The sequence below is a fragment of the Acidiphilium acidophilum genome (assembly GCF_033842475.1).
Classification (GTDB): domain Bacteria; phylum Pseudomonadota; class Alphaproteobacteria; order Acetobacterales; family Acetobacteraceae; genus Acidiphilium; species Acidiphilium acidophilum.
Genome location: NZ_JAWXYB010000018.1, coordinates 2,837,621 through 2,855,150 on the forward strand (window position 1 = coordinate 2,837,621; position 17,530 = coordinate 2,855,150).

Here is a 17,530-nt window from a genome sequence, read left to right on the forward strand (position 1 = left end):
TGACAGGCTCCTGAGCGGTTTATTTTTGCAGGTTCTGGATGGCGATTTCGGCCTGGCGTTCGATGTCGCCAAGTTCGGCCAGGCTCTGTTCGAGGGCGGCGCGCTGCTCCTGCAGCTTCGCGATCCGCTTGCGCACGCTGGCGAGCAGAACCCGGACCTGGGTGTGCTGCGTCGGGTCGATATCGTAGAGATCGAGATAATCCTTGATCTCGCGCAGGGAAAATCCGAGCCGCTTGCCCCGCAGGATCAGCATCAGCCGCGCCCGGTCGCGCGGGGTATAAACCCGTGTGGTGCCGGCGCGGCTGGGGTTGACCAGCCCCTTATCCTCGTAGAACCGGATGGTCCGCGCGGTCACGCCGAGCTGGCGCGCCAACTGGCTGACCGAATACAAAGCGTGCGAAACGCCGCCGGATGAGGCCACCTCCTGCTCGTGGCGTGCGTGCAGCGCCGCCATGGCCGGGCTTTCAGTCGTCAATACAGTCATGTTCCGTCCTGGATATCGTGAAACAAAGTTTCGGGTTTCAGTCGGATATAACATGAACGATTCCGCGCGTTTACGCAAAGAGCATGGATATAACGTATAGGTCATACCCACCCTCCTGTCCAGCCCTAGCGGCGCTGCGCGGCCTTGGCGGCTTCCTCGGCGACCAGTTCCTTCTTCGAGAGTTTGCCGACCATGGTTTTCGGCAGGGTTTCGCGGATTTCGACCGCTTTGGGGATTTCGATCCGATTGAGGTGGCTGTTCAGGAAAGCGAGGATCTCCGCCTCGGTCGCTGATACATCCTTGCGCAAGGTCACGAATAATTTGGGTGCCTGGCCGCGATACTCATCGGGAATCCCGATCGCGATGGCCTCCTGCACCGCGGGGTGCTGGTAGGCAGCTTCCTCGATCACGCGGGGATAGACGTTATAGCCGCCGCACAGGATCAGATCCTTGATCCGGTCGACGATGAACAGATAGCCCTCCTCGTCGAGATAGCCGATATCGCCGGTGCGAAGCGCGCCGTCGATGAAGGTTTTCGCGGCTTCGTCCGGGCGGTTGAAATAGCCGCGCATCACCTGCGGCCCGCGCACGCAGATCTCGCCGCGCGCCCCCTGCGGCAGGATCGCATGGGGTGGTTCGGGATCGCGGATCTCGATGATGGTCCCCGGCAAAGCCCGGCCGACCGAGCCGATCTTGACCCGGTCCGGCGGCGTGGTGGTGACGACCGAGGTTTCCGACAGGCCGTAGCCTTCGAGGATCGGTGAGCCGGAAAGGTGACGGAAGCGTTCCATCCCTTCGAGCGACATCGGCGCACCGCCCGACATGCAGAACCGGATGAATGAAAAATCCTGGCCGGTGCCGGCGGCGTTGCAGATCGCGGCGAACAGTGTCGGCACGCCGGGCAGCATGGTCGGGCGCTTGCGGGCGATGGTCGCCATCAGTTGTTTCATGTCGAGGCGCGGCAGCAGGATGATTTCAGCCCCGATCGCGACGCCGAAATCCATCACCGCCGTCATCGCGAAGACATGGAACAGCGGCAGGACGCAAACGATCCGCTCGGCGCCGCGCTCGATCATCGTGTTGGTCGCGAGCACCTGCTGGATATTGGCGGTGATGTTGGCATGGGTCAGCATCGCGGCTTTCGGAACTCCGGTGGTGCCGCCGGTATATTGCAGCACCGCGACATCCTGTTCCGGGTCGATCGCAACCGGGCGCGGTGTGGCGGCACCCCCGATCAGGCGGGCGAACCGCAGATAGGGCGCCTCGTTCGAAACGGTCGCGAGCGTCTTCGATTTGAACGCGCGGAACAGCAGGGACTTCATCGGCGGCAGGGCATCGGCCATCGAACAGACGATGACGTGATCGAACCGCCCTTCCCGTGCGAGTTTCGCGATCTTGTCGTGGATCAGCGCGATGTCGAGCGTCACCATGATCCGGGTTCCGGAATCCGCGACCTGATTGGCGAGTTCGCGCTCGGTATAGAGCGGATTGAAATTGACCACGGTGCCCCCGGCCTTGAGCACCGCGAAATACATGATCACCGCATAGGGCGTGTTCGGCAGGCAGAGCCCGACACAGACCCCCTTGCCGACGCCGATCGCCTGCAATCCTGCGGCGGCCGCATCGGCCTGCCGGGCGACCTCGCGCCAGATCAAGCCACGGCCGAGAAAATCGATCGCCGGACGATCGGGGTAGTCACGGGCGGCCGTGTCGAGCAGGGCGCCGAGCGGGCACGGTGTTGCGGTGAAAGCAAGCGGATCTGCCGGTTCGGCCAAGGTTGCGGCCAAGGCGGCGGTTTCGGTGGCGGCTTGGATCACGTTTTCCTCCTGGGTCCACCGCCGCAGGCAGAACGGCGAGCTGATCTGCGGCGCGCTTCCGTTATCGCCGCAATATTACCGTTAACGTCATGGCGGTTCAAGAGGAGACAGCCATCACGAAACGGGCAACAAAAAAAACGGGGCCCCGAAAGACCCCGCCGATCGTCACGCCGAAGTGGAGGCTTCAGACCGCTTTCAGGTTGATGGCCGCGGCCTTGCCACGCTCCATCGCGATTTCGTATGAGACTTTCTGGCCTTCATTCAGGCCGCGCATCCCCGCTGCCTGAACGGCCGTGATGTGAACGAATACATCCTTGCCGCCATCCTGCGGTACGATGAACCCGAAACCTTTTGTGGTGTTGAACCACTTGACAGTGCCGATCGCCATTGTTGCGTCGTCGCTCCTAAGACACACCCACCGTGCGACCGCCGCACGGCTCAAGAGGGACAACCGGGTTTTGGACGTCTTGGCCGCATACGGAAACCCGTCTCGTGCAACAAGGCAAGCCAAAGTCGATTGCCCGGTTAATGACGCAGAAAGACGCGTGCCTGTCAACGCGAATACGCATGGCTGAAGCCGGTTTGACGCGGTTTCCGCGCGAGCGTGTCTATATTCCAGTTTTTGCATTGATCGAGGCCGGGTTTGCGCCAGATGAAGCCGCGCGCAATAATCACCCACAACCATCGAAGGGGGATTGTTCGTGACCGCATCGGCAGAACCGGAGATCGTTTCTTCGCAGAAATGCTTTGGCGGTACCCAGTCCGTCTATCGGCATCACTCCACCGAAACCGGCACGTCGATGCGGTTCGGGGTGTTCCTGCCGCCGCAGGCCAGCGCCGGGCCGGTGCCCGCGCTCTATTATCTCGCCGGACTGACCTGCACCGAGGAGAATTTCATCGTCAAGGCCGGCGCGCAACGGGTCGCCGCCGAGCTGGGCATCGCGCTGATCGCGCCGGACACCTCGCCGCGCGGCCTGGCCTATCCCGGCGAGGACGATGCCTATGATTTCGGCACCGGCGCGGGATTCTATGTCGATGCGACCGAAGCCCCCTGGCGGGTCGGCTACCGGATGGCGTCCTACATCGCCCGCGAACTCCCGGCCCTGATCAACGCCCATCTACCGATCGATCCCGCGCGGACCGGCATTTTCGGTCACTCGATGGGCGGGCACGGCGCGCTGACCCTCGCGCTGAAATACCCCGATCTCTACAAATCGGTCTCGGCCTTCGCGCCGATCGTGGCACCGATGCGCTGCCCCTGGGGCGAGAAGGCGCTGGGCCTGTATCTCGGCCCGGATCGGGCGGCATGGCAGGCATATGATGCCACCGCGCTGGTCGAGGCGCGCGGGTGGGCCGGGCCGCCGATCCTGATCGATCAGGGCACCGCCGATCCCTTCCTGGAGCGGGAACTCAAACCCGATCTGCTGCGCGAGGCCTGCGCGGCGCGCGGGGTCGCGCTGACACTGCGGCTGCAGGACGGGTACGACCACTCATATTTCTTCATCGCGACCTTCATGGCGGATCATATCCGCCATCACGCGCGGTACCTGTAACCACTCCGCGGTCTCAGACCGTCAGGATCCGCTTCAACAAATCGACGTCCTCGGCGAAATCGGCATCGGCGGCCATCAGTTCGGTGACCTTGGCGACCGCGTGCATCACCGTGGTGTGGTCGCGATTGCCGAATTTCCGGCCAATCTCCGGCAGGCTGCGGGTGGTCAGCTGTTTCGCCAGATACATCGCGACCTGACGGGGCCGGGCGATATTGCGCGCGCGGCGGACCGAGGACATTTCGCTGATCCGGATATTATAGTGCTCGGAGACCTGTTTCTGGATTTCCTCGATGGTGATCTTGCGGTCGTAGGCGCGCAGCAGATCGTGCAGCACCTCGTTCGCGGCTTCCAGCGTCACCGGCCGGTCGAACAGATGGGCGTGGGCGATCAGGCGGTTCAGCGCGCCTTCGAGTTCGCGCACGTTGGCGGTGATTTTCTGGGCAAGAAACTCCATCACCCGCCCCGGCACCGGCACACCGGCGCGGGATGCCTTGGCTTCGAGGATCGCGAGGCGAAGCTCGTAGGTGGTCGCATGGACATCGGCGACCATGCCGCAGCCGAGCCGGGTGCGGAGGCGATCCTCGATGCCGGAAAGGTCGGACGGGGATTTGTCGGCCGAGACGATGATCTGTTTGCCGCTATCGACCAGGGCATTGAACGTATGGAAAAATTCTTCCTGGGTGCCGTCCTTGCCGATCAGGAATTGCAGATCGTCGACCATCAGAACATCGACGCTGCGCAGCTCGTTCTTGAATTCGATGGTCGATTGCCGGCGCAGCGCGCTGACGAAGCGGTGCATGAATTTCTCGGCGGACATGTAAGCCACCGTGACCTCATCGGCCCGCTGGGACAGTTCCCAGGCGATCGCATGCATCAGATGGGTCTTGCCGAGGCCGACCCCGCCATACAGGAACAGCGGGTTGAAGCCGGGGGCCGGCCCGTCCGCCACGCGGCGCGCGCAGGCATAGGCGAATTCGTTGGGCTTGCCGACCACGAACGTATCGAAGGTGAAGCGCGGATCGAGCGGGGGGGCGCCATCGGCCCGGTCGTCCGGCCTGGCGGCGGTCGCGGTCTTGCCGGCACCAGCCCCGCCCGGCAGCGGCTCCGCGAGGTCGGGGGCCGGATTTGCCGCACCGGCGGGCCGCGTGCGGATATCGACCCGGCGCACCACCGGATTTTCCGCCTGCCAGAAGCTGGTCAACAGCGCGCCATATTCCTTGTTGACCCAGTCGCGCAGAAAGCGGGTCGGCATCATGACGGTGATTTCGTCGCCATCGAGCCCGTGCAGAACGGCCTGACGCAGCCAGTTGCGGTATTCGACCTCGCCGATCTCATCCTGCAACCGCGCCCGTACCCGGCTCCATTGCAGGGCCAGAGCAGCATCGGTCGCGCCATCGTCCGGCGTTTCACTCACTCCGTGGCGGCGGCGCACCTCCGCCGATGAGCGGCGATCCCGCGACGGTCCGGATTCCGAGGATGTATCTGTATCCGCCACATGAATCATCTGCGCTTCCAACAGCATCCCCTCCCCTGCATCAGCCTGCCCCAGGCCCGGCCTCATTTCCAACGGACATCCCGTCGTATACACGCAAAAGTTGCATGAACAACGGTTATCCCGAAGCACTCAACGGTTCAATCTCGGTCTGAGAGCAGCAACCTAGGCCAAGTCCGCCCCGCTGCGCAAGAGACGATCGCTTCGAAAATCTCCTGCTATAATATCGAGCTTTTGAAAACTATCCATGAAATCAGGCGATTGATCCGCCTTGTTGATTCGTAAAAAAATGATCGGCGCGGAAATCGCCCCCGTCGGGAATTTTCGTGCAACAACAACACCCAGCCGATCACGCCCGATCGGCTGGTTCTCAAAAAATAAAACTTACACGAATTATTTCAACAACGCTCCGGCCACGAGAGCCGACGAGCGTCTCAGGCGGCGAGCGCCTTGACCCGCGCGGACAGCCGGGAAATCCGGCGCGACACGGTATTGGCCTTGAACACGCCCTTGGTCACGGCGCGCTGCATTTCCGGCTGCGCAGCGGTGAACGCCTCGCGCGCCTTCGCGTGATCGCCGGCGGCGATCGCTTCTTCGAGCTTCCGGACGAAGGTGTGGACCCGCGAGCGCCGCGCCTTGTTGCGGGCGGTACGGACCACGGTCTGACGGATGCGTTTCTGCGCAGATGCGATATTTGCCATGAACTCAAGGATCTCTTCGGATTGGAACACATGAAAAGCATCGGACCGCCGCATTGACCCCGGCGAACCCGATTGGTGGGACAGGGCTTATCGTTGCCGCACCCCCGCGTCAAGCCACCCCTGAGCAATGTCCGGCTCATCACGGCTCTGGTATTTCGGCACGGTCCGGTTAATCATGACGAATCCAGATATAAGGCAACACCCTCATGCCCGCCTTCATCGATACCCCGAATACCACGATCGATTCGGAATTCCTCGTGATTTCCGGCTGGGTCGCGGGGCCAACGGCGGCAGCGACCATGGTGACGGTCAACGGCATCGCGATCGGGCACCGCGCGGTCGAGCGGCCGGATGTACGGGACGCGCTGAGCGGCTTTGCCTATACGTCCGGCGTGATCGCAATGGCGGATCTGCGGCACCTCGCCCCGGCGCGCCATCTCGATATCATGATCTCGATCAATCAGGACCGGGAACGCCAGCAGGTCGAGGTCAGCGAGGCCCTCCACCGCCGCTGGGTGGACGATGCGGCGATGCGCACGAGCGCCCGCGCCTTTTGCAAAGCCCGGCTGCGCTGCCCGTCCTGCCGGTCCGACCGGCTCGATCACGGCACCGGCGCCATCACCTGCCGCGCATGCGGCGCGATCTTCCCCCAGACAGGCAGCGCCTTCAACATGATCTCGGTGCCGCTCGCCATGGAAGCCAACATCGTCGCAACCGAAAACGTCTCGGCCAACCCCTATACGCCGGCGGTGCTCGACCTGATCGGGCGGGTGACCAATGCCGGCGGGGTGGTGCTGGATTGCGGCGCAGGGTCCCGGCCTCAGCGCACCACCGGGGTGATCAATGTCGAGATCGTCGATTACGCCTCCACCGACGTCCTCGCGATCGGCGAGGCCTTGCCCTTCGCCGACAACAGTTTCGACGCCGCGATCTCCCTCGCGGTCCTCGAACACGTGCGCGATCCATTCAAATGCGCCCAGGAGTTGCTGCGCGTGGTCAAGCCGGGCGGCGAATTGCTGGTCGATGTGCCGTTCCTCCAGCCGGTCCACGGATTTCCCCATCACTATTACAATATGAGCGCACAGGGGCTGGCCAACCTGTTCGCCGGACATTCCGAGGTCCTGAGCTGCACCGTGCCGCCCCACGGCCATCCGATTTTCGGCGTGCAGTGGCTGCTGCGGGACTACCTGGCCGGATTGCCCGCCGCCGTCGCGCCCGGTTTCGGCGCGATGACGGTGGACGAACTCGTCGCCCTCGATGTCCCCGCATTTCTAGGGGATGCACGGGCACATGGGCTGGATCAGGAAGGCCAGTCACCGATCGCCTGCCTGAATTCGCTGCATAAACTTCCGTTTTGCCGAGTGCCGTTGGCGTCAACGGCAGCGATAAGGATGCCAGTAGCACCAGCCGCCGCCGGGGCGGACCGGATAGACCACGCAGCCGGACAGGGAAATCCCAAGACCGAGGATGAGCAGTGCGGCGCCGCGGCTGATCAACATGGGTAAGCAGGAAGTTTTTTTCGCTTCTTTTTTGTTCACAAAAAAGAAGTACTCCCCTTCTATCCGCCCTGACTGACCTGCGCCCAGCCAAATATCCGATTTCCCTTGACTCCACCGAGAGCGGAATTTTACCTCGAAGCAGGGAGGGCTTCATCATGAGCCGGGTTCGGGTTCTGGTCGGCACACGCAAAGGGGCCTTCGTTTTGACCGCCGATGGCGCGCGGCGGGATTGGGCGGTCTCCGGTCCCCATTTCGCGGGGTGGGAGATTTATCATCTGAAGGGATCACCGGCCGATCCGGGGCGGATCTATGCGTCGCAATCGTCGGGATGGTTCGGGCAGATAATCCAGCGCTCGGACGATGGCGGCACGACGTGGCAGCCGGTCGGCAAGGATTTCGTCTATGACGGCGTCGCCGGAACCCATCAATGGTACGATGGCACGCCCCATCCGTGGGAGTTCAACCGGGTCTGGCATCTGGAGCCCTCGCTGGCGGACCCCGACACGGTGTTTGCCGGGGTCGAGGATGCGGCGTTGTTCAAATCGAGCGACGGCGGAATGACCTGGCGTGAGCTGTCGGGCCTGCGCCAGCACACCACGGGGTCAACCTGGCAGCCGGGAGCGGGCGGGATGTGCCTGCATTCGATCCTGCTCGATCCGGTCGATCCCGCGCGGATCTACACCGCGATTTCGGCGGCAGGGGCGTTCCGGAGCGACGATGGCGGGGAATCGTGGCTGCCGATAAACCGGGGTCTGCGCTCGGCGCATATCCCCGATCCGGAGGCGGCGGTCGGGCATTGCGTCCATCATATCGCGCTGCATCCTTCCAATCCCGAGCGGCTGTTCATGCAGAAGCATTGGGATGTGATGCGGTCGGACGATGCGGGTGCCACCTGGCATGAGATCAGCGGCGATCTGCCGACCGATTTCGGCTTCGTGGTCGATATCCATGCGCATGAGCCGGAGACGGTGTTCGTCGTGCCGATCAAGAGCGATCAGGAACATTTTCCGCTCGATGGCCGATTGGCGGTGTATCGGAGCCGGAGCGGCGGCGGCGATTGGGAGCGGCTCGGCAAGGGGCTGCCGCAGCAGGATTGCTATGTGAACGTGCTGCGCGATGCGATGGCGGTGGATACGCTGGATCAGTGCGGGATTTATTTCGGAACCACAGGCGGGCAGGTCTTCGTCTCGCCCGATGGCGGCAACACCTGGGAGGCGATCGTGCAGAACCTGCCCGCGGTGCTTTCGGTCGAGGTGCAGACCCTGACGTGAGCGACGTACGGGTCGAATTGCCCGGCGGGCTGGCGGTGCTGGCGCGATTGCCGCGCGATGTGGTGGTCGCCGTGGCCGGGCCTGTAACGCTCGGCGCGGTACTCGCCGCGCTGGAGGCGGATCATCCCGTATTGCGGGGCACGATCCGGGACGGGGTGACCGCAAAGCGGCGGCCCTTCATCCGGTTCTACGCCTGCCAGCAGGATTTTTCCCATGCGGCGATGGACACGGCCCTGCCGGAGCCAATCGCGAGCGGGGATGAAGCCCTGCTGATCGTCGGGGCGATCGCCGGGGGATAAGCGCCGCTTCACGGTCTGCGTTTCTGGAATTGTGTCAGAAAACTTTACACATACAAAAATAGATCTACAAATTTTATTTATGAATCAATACGTTAAATTTTGGCATGTTTGTTGCTTATGTTGGATCTCACCTACTAAACGATCAAAGGGATACCTTCATGAAACATCTATTTTCCTCCAAGTCGGCACGGACCTTGACGATGGCCGCGCTGATCGCCGCAGCGCCGATCGGCACCGGGATTGCGCAGGCGGGTACGTATGATCTGTCCTTTACCTCCGGCACGACCACAACGACCGCGACGCTGACGACCGCAAATTCGCTGAACAGCCTGGGCGGATATTCGGTGACGGGAATTACCGGCACTTTTGGGTCCACGCCGATCACCGGGATCGTGGCACCCTCGGGTACCGTCACCGATTCACCATCGCAGAACGGGTATTATGCTAGTTATGATAATACGTTGTTTGCCACGTCACCTTATTTCGACTTATATGGTTTGTTCTTCGATGCGAGCGGCACCGACGTCAATCTGTTCTACCAGTCGGGTAGTTATGCTCAGTTCATATTGGGAGATACCGTAAATACACCGGTGACCGGGTTTACACTGACCGCCGTGCCGGAACCGGGATCGCTGCTGCTGCTGGGCACGGGCATCATCGCGCTGGGCCTCGTGGTTCGCCGCCGCCAAACGCGTCAGGTATGATCGCGCGGCACCGGCGGTCAGTCCGACCGTCGGTGCCCATCCGGCCCTGATCTTCGCGCAAAAGTTCTTTGCTTCTTTCTTTCAAGAAAGAAGCCCTTCCTTAACCTCCCCGCGCTAAACCCATTTCACCTCAGGCGGCAGGCTCATCAAAATAGCTTCGGTATTGCCGCCGGTCTTGAGTCCGAACGTGGTGCCCCGGTCATAGAGGAGGTTGAATTCGACGTAACGGCCCCGGCGGATGAGCTGGGCTTCGCGTTCTTCGGCGGTCCAATCCTCGTTCATCCGACGGCGGATAATGCTGGGGTAGGATGACAGGAAAGCGAGGCCAACATCGCGGGTGAAGGCGAAATCGGCCTCGGGGTCGGATTCGAGATAGTCGTAGAAAATCCCGCCCGCGCCCCGGGTTTCGTTTCGGTGCGGCAAAAAAAAGTATTCGTCGCACCATTTCTTGAATTTGGGGTAGTAATCAGGATTGTGGGCATTGCAGGCGTGCTCGAAAGCGGCATGGAACGTAGCCGCATCTTCGAGGGCGGCTGCGGTGCCGGGTTGCAGCGGGGTGAGGTCGCCGCCGCCGCCGAACCAGCCCTTGCTGGTCACGATCATGCGGGTGTTCATGTGCGCGGCGGGCACGCGCGGGCTGTGCATATGAGCGACGAGGCTGATGCCGGCGGCCCAGAAGCGCGGGTCTTCCGCGGCGCCGGGGATATTTTTGGCAAATTCCGGGCTGAAACTGCCGCCGACCACCGAGATGTTGACGCCGACTTTTTCGAACACGCGCCCGCGCATCAGGCCGATTTCGCCCCCGCCTTCGAGATGGTTCTTGCCGTCGGGCTCGCGGGTCCACGGCGTGCGGACGAATCGGCCCGGGGGCTGGCCCGATTTCGGGCCGGCGTAGTCGTCCTCGATCGCCTCGAAAGCGGCGCAGATGCGGTCGCGGAGTTCGGCGAACCAGGCCCGCGCGGCGGGTTTGAGGGCTTCGTGGGGAATGGGGGCGGTTTGCGCGCGGGTTTCAGTGCTCATGCCATCGATTATAGCCGATTCGCCGCGTATTGAAATTTCGGGCGATTACGGCCATGCGGGCGAGGATGGACAGGCAGCGTCTCGCGCGGTGGGTGTTGGTCGGCATGGCGCTGCTGGGGCTGGGCGCGCTGGCGGTGGCCTTCGGCACAGCCCTCGGCCCGGCGCGACCGATTGCCCCGACCATGACAACCCGATGAAGCCGCACCCGGGCTGGCTGGAAGCACGGCTGCCGATCGGCGCCTGGTATCGCGCCGGATGGCGGGATGCGCCGGTGCCGGGAAACCTGACGCTGGTATTTTCGGCGGGGCTGATGGTCGCCGTGGCGCTCGCGGTGATCACACTGAGCGGAATCTGGCTCGGTCTCGCCTATGTCGGCGCACCGGGCGCGGCGGCACTCTCGATCGCGCGCTACACGAACGAGGTTCCGTTCGGCTGGCTGGTGTTCGATCTGCACCGGGATGGCGTGACGATGCTGTTCGGCGTGGTCTATCTCGGGCTGCTGCGGGGGATGTATTACGGGAGCTATCGCGGCGGGCGGGAACTGGCGTGGATTCTGGAAGTGGCGCGGTTCGCCGTGTTTCTCGGCCTCGGCTTCTTCGGCTTCGCGATGAGCGGCGGCGCAGGGGCGCAGCGGGCCATGCTCGCCATGGCGCGGCATATCGCAGCAATTCCGCTCGCCGGCCCGGTGGTCGCACGGGATTTTCTCGGCGGCAACCGGATCGGCCCGACCAGCATCGCCCACATGGCAATGACGCATATCGCGATCGGGTTTCTGGTCCTCCTGATCGCAATGCTGGGCTATCTGGCCTCCCGGCTGGCCCCCCCGGCGCATCCGGACGGGGTGGGCGCGGCCACTGCGCGAAAAATGGTGCCGCAACGGGCCTACACGGCACAGATATTCACCGCCTTCGTGGTGTTCGCCCTGATTTTCGCGGCGATCGTCACCGTGGCCCCGGCGCTGGGCTATCCCCCCCATGTGGCGGGCGTGCCGTGGTATCTTCTGGTATTCGACGGGTTGGGCCAGGCCGGGCGAAGCCCCGGCGGCGGCGTGGCGCTGGGAGTCGCAGCGGTCCTGCTGCTCGGCGCGTTACCGTGGCTCGATCGCGGCACAGTGGCGAGCGGGCGGTATCGGCCGATCTATGCAGCGTTCGTGCTGCTGTTCGCCCTCGATGTCACCGTGCTCGGCGTCGCCACGGCGGCAGGATCGACCGGCGTGATGATCGCCGCGACAATCTGGGTGTTCGTGCACTTCCTGGTGGTGACGCCGCTGGTCACCCTGCTGGAAGTAGCGCGCCCCATCCCCGGGCAGCCCGCGTGAAAACCCCGCTGGCGATCATCCCGATACTGCCGATAACCTTGGCAATAACGCTCGCAATGACACCGGCGAGCCGCGCGGCAGAACCGCATTTCGGCTTCGAAGGATGGTTCGGCACCTACAACCGCACCGAGGTGCAGGCCGGGGCCAGATTATTTCACGATAATTGCGCCCGCTGCCACGCCATCGGCCTCGCCACACCGCACGCAGCGGCAATGACCCTGTTCGAGGCGCGGCATCGAAACGGCCCTGTCCTGGTCTACCGGATTTTGCGCGGGCGGGTGGCGCTGCCCGTCGCCCATCCGCTATTGCCCCCCGGCGCGGCGCACGATGTCGCGACCTATCTCGCCTGGACCGCCGACCCCACGCTCGACCGGCGCAAGCGGCTCGGGGCCATCGCCCTGTCGTTTCTGATCGCGTTCGGCGCGGTCGGGTATTTCGCGTTTGGAACAAGGACATCAAAATGACCGATCACGACCATCACGCCCCACGAACCCCGGTGATCGGGGTGATCGGCGGCTCCGGCCTCTACGATATCGCGGGACTGACCGACCAGCGCTGGGAACGCGTCGCCAGCCCGTGGGGCGAAGCATCGGACGAACTTCTCTTCGGCACGCTCGACGGCGTCTCGCTGGTGTTCCTCCCGCGTCATGGCCGCGGCCACAAACGCGCCCCGAGCGATCTGAACTACCGCGCCAATATCGACGTGCTGAAACGCGTCGGCGTGACCGATATCCTCTCGCTCTCCGCCGTCGGCAGTCTCAAGGAGGAACTCCCGCCGGGACACTTCGTGATCGTCGACCAGTTCATCGACCGGACCTTCGCCCGCGCGAAAAGCTTTTTCGGCGCCGGATGCGTCGCCCACGTCTCGGTGGCGGACCCGGTATGCCCCCGCCTCGGCGACGCGCTGGAACACGCGGCCCGCACCCTCGGCCTCGACGTCACACGCGGCGGCACCTACCTCGCCATGGAAGGACCGCAATTCTCGACCCGGGCGGAAAGCAACCTCTACCGAAGCTGGGGCTGCTCGGTCATCGGCATGACCAACATGCCGGAAGCCAAACTCGCCCGCGAAGCCGAAATCTGCTACGTAACCGTCGCCATGGTGACCGATTACGATTGCTGGCACCAGGATCACGACGCCGTCACAGTGGATCAGGTCGTCAAAATCCTGTTCGGCAACGCCGATCACGCCCGCAACCTGGTGCGGCACGTAACCCCCCACCTCAACACCCCACGCACCTCCTGCCCCGCCGGATGCGACCACGCCCTCGACCACGCCCTGATCACCGCCCCCGCCGCCCGCGACCCCGATCTCGTCGCCAAACTCGACGCCGTGGCAGGCCGCGTGCTCGGAGGATAGGGCAGGAAAAGCAAGACCAGGGGGCGCTGCCCCCTGGTCCCCCGCTAAGGGCAGAGCCCTTAGAACCCTGGAGTTTTAGTCAGGAGGAGGGCGATCCAGGTCAGATCGGCGGAACGAGCGAGGCCGCGCCCTCCTCCTGACTAAAACTAGTGGATTCCAAAGGCTCCGCCTTTGGCGGGGTCGAGGGGCAGAGCCCCTCGCCTTCCTTCCCACCCATCTTCCGATCTCACGGGTTACCGTGGCGCAGTCCGGCGCGCAGCGAGCGGCGGGAGGTGGCGAGGTGGGTCATCATGGCGCGGCGGGTGGCGTCGGGTTTACCGGTTTTGATGGCATCGAGGATGGCGAGGTGTTCGCGCACGGCGATGCGGCGTCGTTCGGTTTCCTGTTGTTTGTCCCATTGGTAATGGTAGTGGAACAGGAACGATACGATATCGAAAAAGTCGCGGGCGAAGCGGTTTTCGAGGTGTCCGATCAACCAGAGGTGAAATTCGCGGTCGAGGGCGGGGAATTCGGCGTCGCGGGTATCGGGGTCGGCGTCGATATCGTGGTGGCGCGCGATCATGGCGTCGGTGGCGGCGATGCACTCGGGCGAGGCGGGCGATGGCAACCGCGCGATGGCGGCGAGTTCGATCAATTCGCGCATATCGGCGACTTCGGTTGCGAATCCGTCATGGAATTCGAGCAGCATCCATCCGCCGCGCGGTTGTTTCTCGATCAATCCGAAGCGGGAGAATCCGATCAGGAATTCCCGGACCGAGACGGTGCTGGCGTTGCTGTCGCGGGCGAGTTCGGCTTCCGAGAAGCTATGGCCGGGCCGCCAGTCGCCGAGCAGAACCCGGCGCATGAAAATGCGCTCGATCTGCTCCTGCGGACCGTTGGTTTCCGCGACCGCGTAGTAATCGCCGTGCCGGGGGGGCCGCGCGATGGTAATGCCGTGCTCGTCGCGGTGCAGCACGCCGAGTCCGACCAATCGTTCGAGTGCTGCGCGCACCGTGGTGCGGCTGACGTTGAACTGCCGGGCGAGGGCGCTGTCCGAGCCGACGATGGGGGTTTCGAGGGAGGCGATATAGTCGAGCAGCGCATTGCTCGTGCGTTTCAGCAGGGTATTCGGCTTCGCCATGGGGCCGTGTGCCTCTTGTTCGTGACTGTTCCTGGACGTCCGGTCGGGTACCGGAACGATAATCGGTAACAATGCGGCGATTGCGGCCAAATTGGCAAGCCTCCCCCGCGTTCTCCGCATCGCGCGATTATGCTTGCCCGTTGTGCCGCAGCGCGGTAGCCCGGGGTCATGACCTTGGATCAGTTGCGTATTTTCGTCGCGGTTGCCGAACGTGAACATGTCACCCGCGCCGCCGAGGCGCTAAATCTGACCCAATCCGCCGCTTCGGGGGCGATTGCGGCGCTGGAGCGGGAATTCGCAACCAGGCTGTTCCACCGGGTCGGGCGCGGCATCGCGCTGACCGAGGCGGGCACGATGTTTCTCAGCGAGGCCCGGGCGGTTCTGAGCCGCGCCGCGGCAGCAACTGCGGCGATGCGCGAGGTATCGAGTCTCGCGCGCGGCCATCTCGCGATCAAGGCGAGCCAGACCATCGCCAATCATGTCCTGCCGGTGCGCCTCGTGGCATTCCGCCGCGCCTATCCGGGGATCAGCCTGGCGGTCTCGATCGGCAATTCCGCCGATGTCGTCGAGGCGATCGACGAGGGCAAGGCCGAACTTGGCTTCGTCGAAGGACCGGGCGACACCCTGATCCACCCGCACATCGCCGCCGAGCCGATCGCGCAGGACCGTCTGGTCATGGTCGTCGCCGCCGATCACCCGTGGGCATCGCGCACCGCCCTCACCCCGGCGGAACTGGCGAGCGGCACCTGGGTCCTGCGCGAGGATGGTTCGGGCACCCGCGCCGTGTTCATCGAAGCCATGGCCGGTCTCGGGGTCGCCTATGCCGCGCTGAACATCGCCATCGAGCTTCCCGCCAACGGCTCCGTCCTGACCGCCGTGATCGGCGGCGCCGGCGCGACCATTCTCTCCGAGCTTGTCTGTGTCGATGCCATCGCCGCCGGCAAGCTCCGCGAACTGCCGATCAACCTGCCCCGCCGCAGCTATTTCGCGGTCCAGCACCAGGACCGCACCCGCACCCGCGCCGCCGCCGCCCTGCTGGCGATGCTCCGCCCCAAATGATCCGCCGAACCAGGCGGCGATGCTGGACGAACCCACCCTCCACCCTGTAGGCCATCGCAAAACCAGTCCGCGACCACGGGAGACCCCAATGTCCACACCATCCCATCCCCGCCCCGGCGACAAGGTGCCCCCCGCGTCGCGCGCCAACATCCCCCGCCTGATCACCGATTATTTCACCCTGAAACCCGACCCCGCGGACCCCGCCCAGCGCGTCGCCTTCGGCACCTCGGGCCATCGCGGCACGGCCGCCGCCGCCAGCTTCACCGAATCCCACATCGCCGCCATCACCCAGGCGGTCTGCGACCACCGCGCCCGCGCCGGCATCACCGGCCCGCTCTTCCTCGGCAAGGACACCCACGCCCTGTCCGAAGCCGCCTTCACCACCGCCCTCGAAGTTCTCGCCGCCAATAATGTCGACACCATGATCGACCAGTCCGGCGGCTACACCCCCACCCCGGTCATCTCCCACGCCATCCTCACCCACAACCGCAACCGCACCACCGGCCTCGCGGACGGCATCGTGATCAGCCCCTCGCACAATCCGCCCGAGGATGGCGGCTTCAAATACAACCCCCCCAACGGCGGCCCCGCCGATACCGACATCACCGGCGCGATCCAGAACGCCGCCAACGCCTGGCTCGCCGCCCCCGCGACCATCAAACGCGCCACCAACCCCACCCGCGCCGCCTGCATCCACCGCCACGACTACATCACCCCCTACGTCGCCGACCTCGAAAACATCATCGACATGCAGGCCATCGCCGCCTCCGGCATCCGCATCGGCATCGACCCCCTCGGTGGCGCCGCCGCCGCCTATTGGGACCCGATCATCGCCCGCTACAACCTCGCCGCCACCCTCACCAACCCCCTCATTGACCCCACTTTCGGCTTCATGACGCTGGACTGGGACCGCAAGATCCGCATGGACTGCTCATCCCCCCACGCCATGACCAGCCTGATCGCCCTGCAAACCCGGTTCGACATCGCCTTCGCGACCGACCCGGACGCCGACCGCCACGGCATCGTCACCCCCAGCGCCGGCCTGATGCCGCCCAACCAGTACCTCGCCGCCGCCATCGCCTATCTCTGCACCCACCGCCCGCACTGGCCCGCCACCGCCGCCATCGGCAAAACCGCCGTCTCCAGCGCCATGATCGACCGCGTGGTCGCCGCCCAGGGCCGCACCACCATCGAAGTCCCGGTCGGTTTCAAATGGTTCAGCGCCGGCCTGATCGACGGCAGTCTCGCCTTCGGCGGCGAGGAAAGCGCCGGCGCCTCCTTCCTCCGCCGCGACGGCAGCGTCTGGACCACCGACAAGGACGGCCTGATCCTCGGCCTCCTCGCCGCCGAAATCACCGCCACCACCAACACCGATCCCGCAAGATACTACGCCGAAATCACCGAAACCCTCGGCACATCCCACTACGAACGGATCGACGCCCCCGCCTCGCCCGCCCAGAAAACCATCCTCGCGAAACTCGACCCCTCATCGGTCACCGCAACCACCCTCGCAGGCGATCCCATCACCGCGAAACTCAACCGCGCCCCCGGCAACGACGCCCCGCTCGGCGGCCTGAAAATCACCACCGCCAACGCCTGGTTCGCCGCCCGCCCGTCCGGCACCGAACACGTCTACAAAATCTACGCGGAAAGCTTCATCAGCCGGGACCACCTCAACGCCGTGCAGGCGGAGGCGCAGACACTGGTGTCCGGGCTTTTTGAGAAAGGATAAGTCAAGCACTTCTTTTTTTGTAAAAAAAGAAGCAAAAAAACTTTCATTCCTTGAGTCCGAAGCCTTTGAACCGACCGAGACCCAGTTAACAAAAGTTTTTT

General features: G+C 64.1%; 19 protein-coding genes. 12 read left to right on the forward strand and 7 right to left on the reverse strand.

Annotation, left to right across the window (positions count from 1 at the left end; translation table 11 throughout):
- Positions 1-19 precede the first annotated feature (19 nt).
- The 3 genes from SIL87_RS16150 to SIL87_RS16160 form a co-directional block, all read right to left on the reverse strand.
- Positions 20-484, reverse strand: a complete 465-nt coding sequence (locus SIL87_RS16150; protein ID WP_456304834.1) for a MerR family transcriptional regulator — start codon at positions 482-484, stop codon at positions 20-22.
- A 125-nt stretch (positions 485-609) separates the two neighbouring features.
- Entirely contained in the window at positions 610-2,301 is a 1,692-nt protein-coding gene (locus SIL87_RS16155; protein WP_319615154.1) for a long-chain-fatty-acid--CoA ligase, read from the reverse strand.
- Between the two features lie 184 nt (positions 2,302-2,485).
- Positions 2,486-2,689 carry a cold-shock protein gene (locus SIL87_RS16160; protein ID WP_029312631.1) on the reverse strand — a complete coding sequence of 68 codons (204 nt, stop codon included), beginning with the start codon at positions 2,687-2,689 and terminating at the stop codon, positions 2,486-2,488.
- A gap of 179 nt (positions 2,690-2,868) precedes the next feature.
- On the opposite strand from SIL87_RS16160, the gene SIL87_RS16165 reads away from it, so the two are divergent.
- Together SIL87_RS16165 and fghA are read left to right on the forward strand one after the other, a co-directional pair.
- Complete coding sequence (locus tag SIL87_RS16165; protein WP_319615155.1) at positions 2,869-3,006, forward strand: hypothetical protein; 138 nt, start codon at positions 2,869-2,871, stop codon at positions 3,004-3,006.
- Positions 3,003-3,854 (forward strand): S-formylglutathione hydrolase, encoded by an 852-nt coding sequence (fghA, locus tag SIL87_RS16170; RefSeq protein ID WP_319615156.1) that lies wholly within the window; start codon positions 3,003-3,005, stop codon positions 3,852-3,854. The genes SIL87_RS16165 and fghA overlap by 4 nt, the downstream gene beginning before the upstream one ends.
- A 13-nt stretch (positions 3,855-3,867) precedes the next feature.
- Here the strand turns inward: fghA and dnaA are convergent, their stop codons facing one another.
- Together dnaA and rpsT are read right to left on the reverse strand one after the other, a co-directional pair.
- Complete coding sequence (gene dnaA, locus SIL87_RS16175) at positions 3,868-5,415, reverse strand: chromosomal replication initiator protein DnaA (protein WP_319615157.1); 1,548 nt, start codon at positions 5,413-5,415, stop codon at positions 3,868-3,870.
- Between the two features lie 365 nt (positions 5,416-5,780).
- The gene (rpsT, locus tag SIL87_RS16180; RefSeq protein ID WP_319615158.1) at positions 5,781-6,047 is read right to left on the reverse strand and encodes a 30S ribosomal protein S20; all 267 of its coding nucleotides are present in this window, start codon (positions 6,045-6,047) and stop codon (positions 5,781-5,783) included.
- A 206-nt stretch (positions 6,048-6,253) separates the two neighbouring features.
- Here rpsT and SIL87_RS16185 point away from each other — a divergent pair, with 206 nt between their 5' ends.
- From SIL87_RS16185 to SIL87_RS16200, 4 genes are all read left to right on the forward strand, one after another.
- Entirely contained in the window at positions 6,254-7,552 is a 1,299-nt protein-coding gene (locus tag SIL87_RS16185) for a methyltransferase domain-containing protein (RefSeq protein ID WP_319615159.1), read from the forward strand.
- Positions 7,553-7,701: 149 nt separating this feature from the next.
- Positions 7,702-8,817 (forward strand): WD40/YVTN/BNR-like repeat-containing protein, encoded by a 1,116-nt coding sequence (locus tag SIL87_RS16190; protein WP_319615160.1) that lies wholly within the window; start codon positions 7,702-7,704, stop codon positions 8,815-8,817.
- Positions 8,814-9,116, forward strand: coding sequence for a hypothetical protein (locus SIL87_RS16195; RefSeq protein WP_319615161.1), 303 nt, complete (start codon positions 8,814-8,816; stop codon positions 9,114-9,116). The genes SIL87_RS16190 and SIL87_RS16195 overlap by 4 nt, the downstream gene beginning before the upstream one ends.
- Positions 9,117-9,316: 200 nt before the next feature.
- Positions 9,317-9,820 carry a PEP-CTERM sorting domain-containing protein gene (locus SIL87_RS16200; protein WP_319615163.1) on the forward strand — a complete coding sequence of 168 codons (504 nt, stop codon included), beginning with the start codon at positions 9,317-9,319 and terminating at the stop codon, positions 9,818-9,820.
- A 114-nt stretch (positions 9,821-9,934) separates the two neighbouring features.
- Here SIL87_RS16200 and hemF read toward each other — a convergent pair whose 3' ends face one another.
- Positions 9,935-10,840 (reverse strand): oxygen-dependent coproporphyrinogen oxidase, encoded by a 906-nt coding sequence (hemF, locus tag SIL87_RS16205; RefSeq protein ID WP_319615165.1) that lies wholly within the window; start codon positions 10,838-10,840, stop codon positions 9,935-9,937.
- A 65-nt stretch (positions 10,841-10,905) separates the two neighbouring features.
- Between hemF and SIL87_RS16210 the strand changes: the two genes are divergently transcribed.
- Genes SIL87_RS16210 through SIL87_RS16225 form a run of 4 tightly spaced genes read left to right on the forward strand, consistent with a single transcriptional unit; the run spans position 10,906 to position 13,518 of the window.
- Positions 10,906-11,037 (forward strand): hypothetical protein, encoded by a 132-nt coding sequence (locus SIL87_RS16210; RefSeq protein WP_319615166.1) that lies wholly within the window; start codon positions 10,906-10,908, stop codon positions 11,035-11,037.
- Entirely contained in the window at positions 11,034-12,158 is a 1,125-nt protein-coding gene (locus SIL87_RS16215) for a cytochrome b N-terminal domain-containing protein (RefSeq protein WP_319615167.1), read from the forward strand. Before SIL87_RS16210 ends, SIL87_RS16215 begins: the two co-directional genes overlap by 4 nt.
- Positions 12,155-12,622 carry a cytochrome c1 gene (locus tag SIL87_RS16220; protein WP_319615168.1) on the forward strand — a complete coding sequence of 156 codons (468 nt, stop codon included), beginning with the start codon at positions 12,155-12,157 and terminating at the stop codon, positions 12,620-12,622. The genes SIL87_RS16215 and SIL87_RS16220 overlap by 4 nt, the downstream gene beginning before the upstream one ends.
- Entirely contained in the window at positions 12,619-13,518 is a 900-nt protein-coding gene (locus SIL87_RS16225; RefSeq protein ID WP_319615169.1) for an S-methyl-5'-thioadenosine phosphorylase, read from the forward strand. Before SIL87_RS16220 ends, SIL87_RS16225 begins: the two co-directional genes overlap by 4 nt.
- A gap of 226 nt (positions 13,519-13,744) precedes the next feature.
- Here the strand turns inward: SIL87_RS16225 and SIL87_RS16230 are convergent, their stop codons facing one another.
- Complete coding sequence (locus SIL87_RS16230; RefSeq protein ID WP_319615170.1) at positions 13,745-14,638, reverse strand: GntR family transcriptional regulator; 894 nt, start codon at positions 14,636-14,638, stop codon at positions 13,745-13,747.
- Positions 14,639-14,806: 168 nt separating this feature from the next.
- Here SIL87_RS16230 and SIL87_RS16235 point away from each other — a divergent pair, with 168 nt between their 5' ends.
- Positions 14,807-15,697: a LysR family transcriptional regulator gene (locus tag SIL87_RS16235; RefSeq protein ID WP_319615171.1), complete on the forward strand. Its 891-nt coding sequence runs from the start codon at positions 14,807-14,809 to the stop codon at positions 15,695-15,697.
- Positions 15,698-15,785: 88 nt separating this feature from the next.
- Positions 15,786-17,429: a phosphoglucomutase (alpha-D-glucose-1,6-bisphosphate-dependent) gene (gene pgm, locus SIL87_RS16240; RefSeq protein WP_319615172.1), complete on the forward strand. Its 1,644-nt coding sequence runs from the start codon at positions 15,786-15,788 to the stop codon at positions 17,427-17,429.
- Positions 17,430-17,530: the final 101 nt, after the last annotated feature.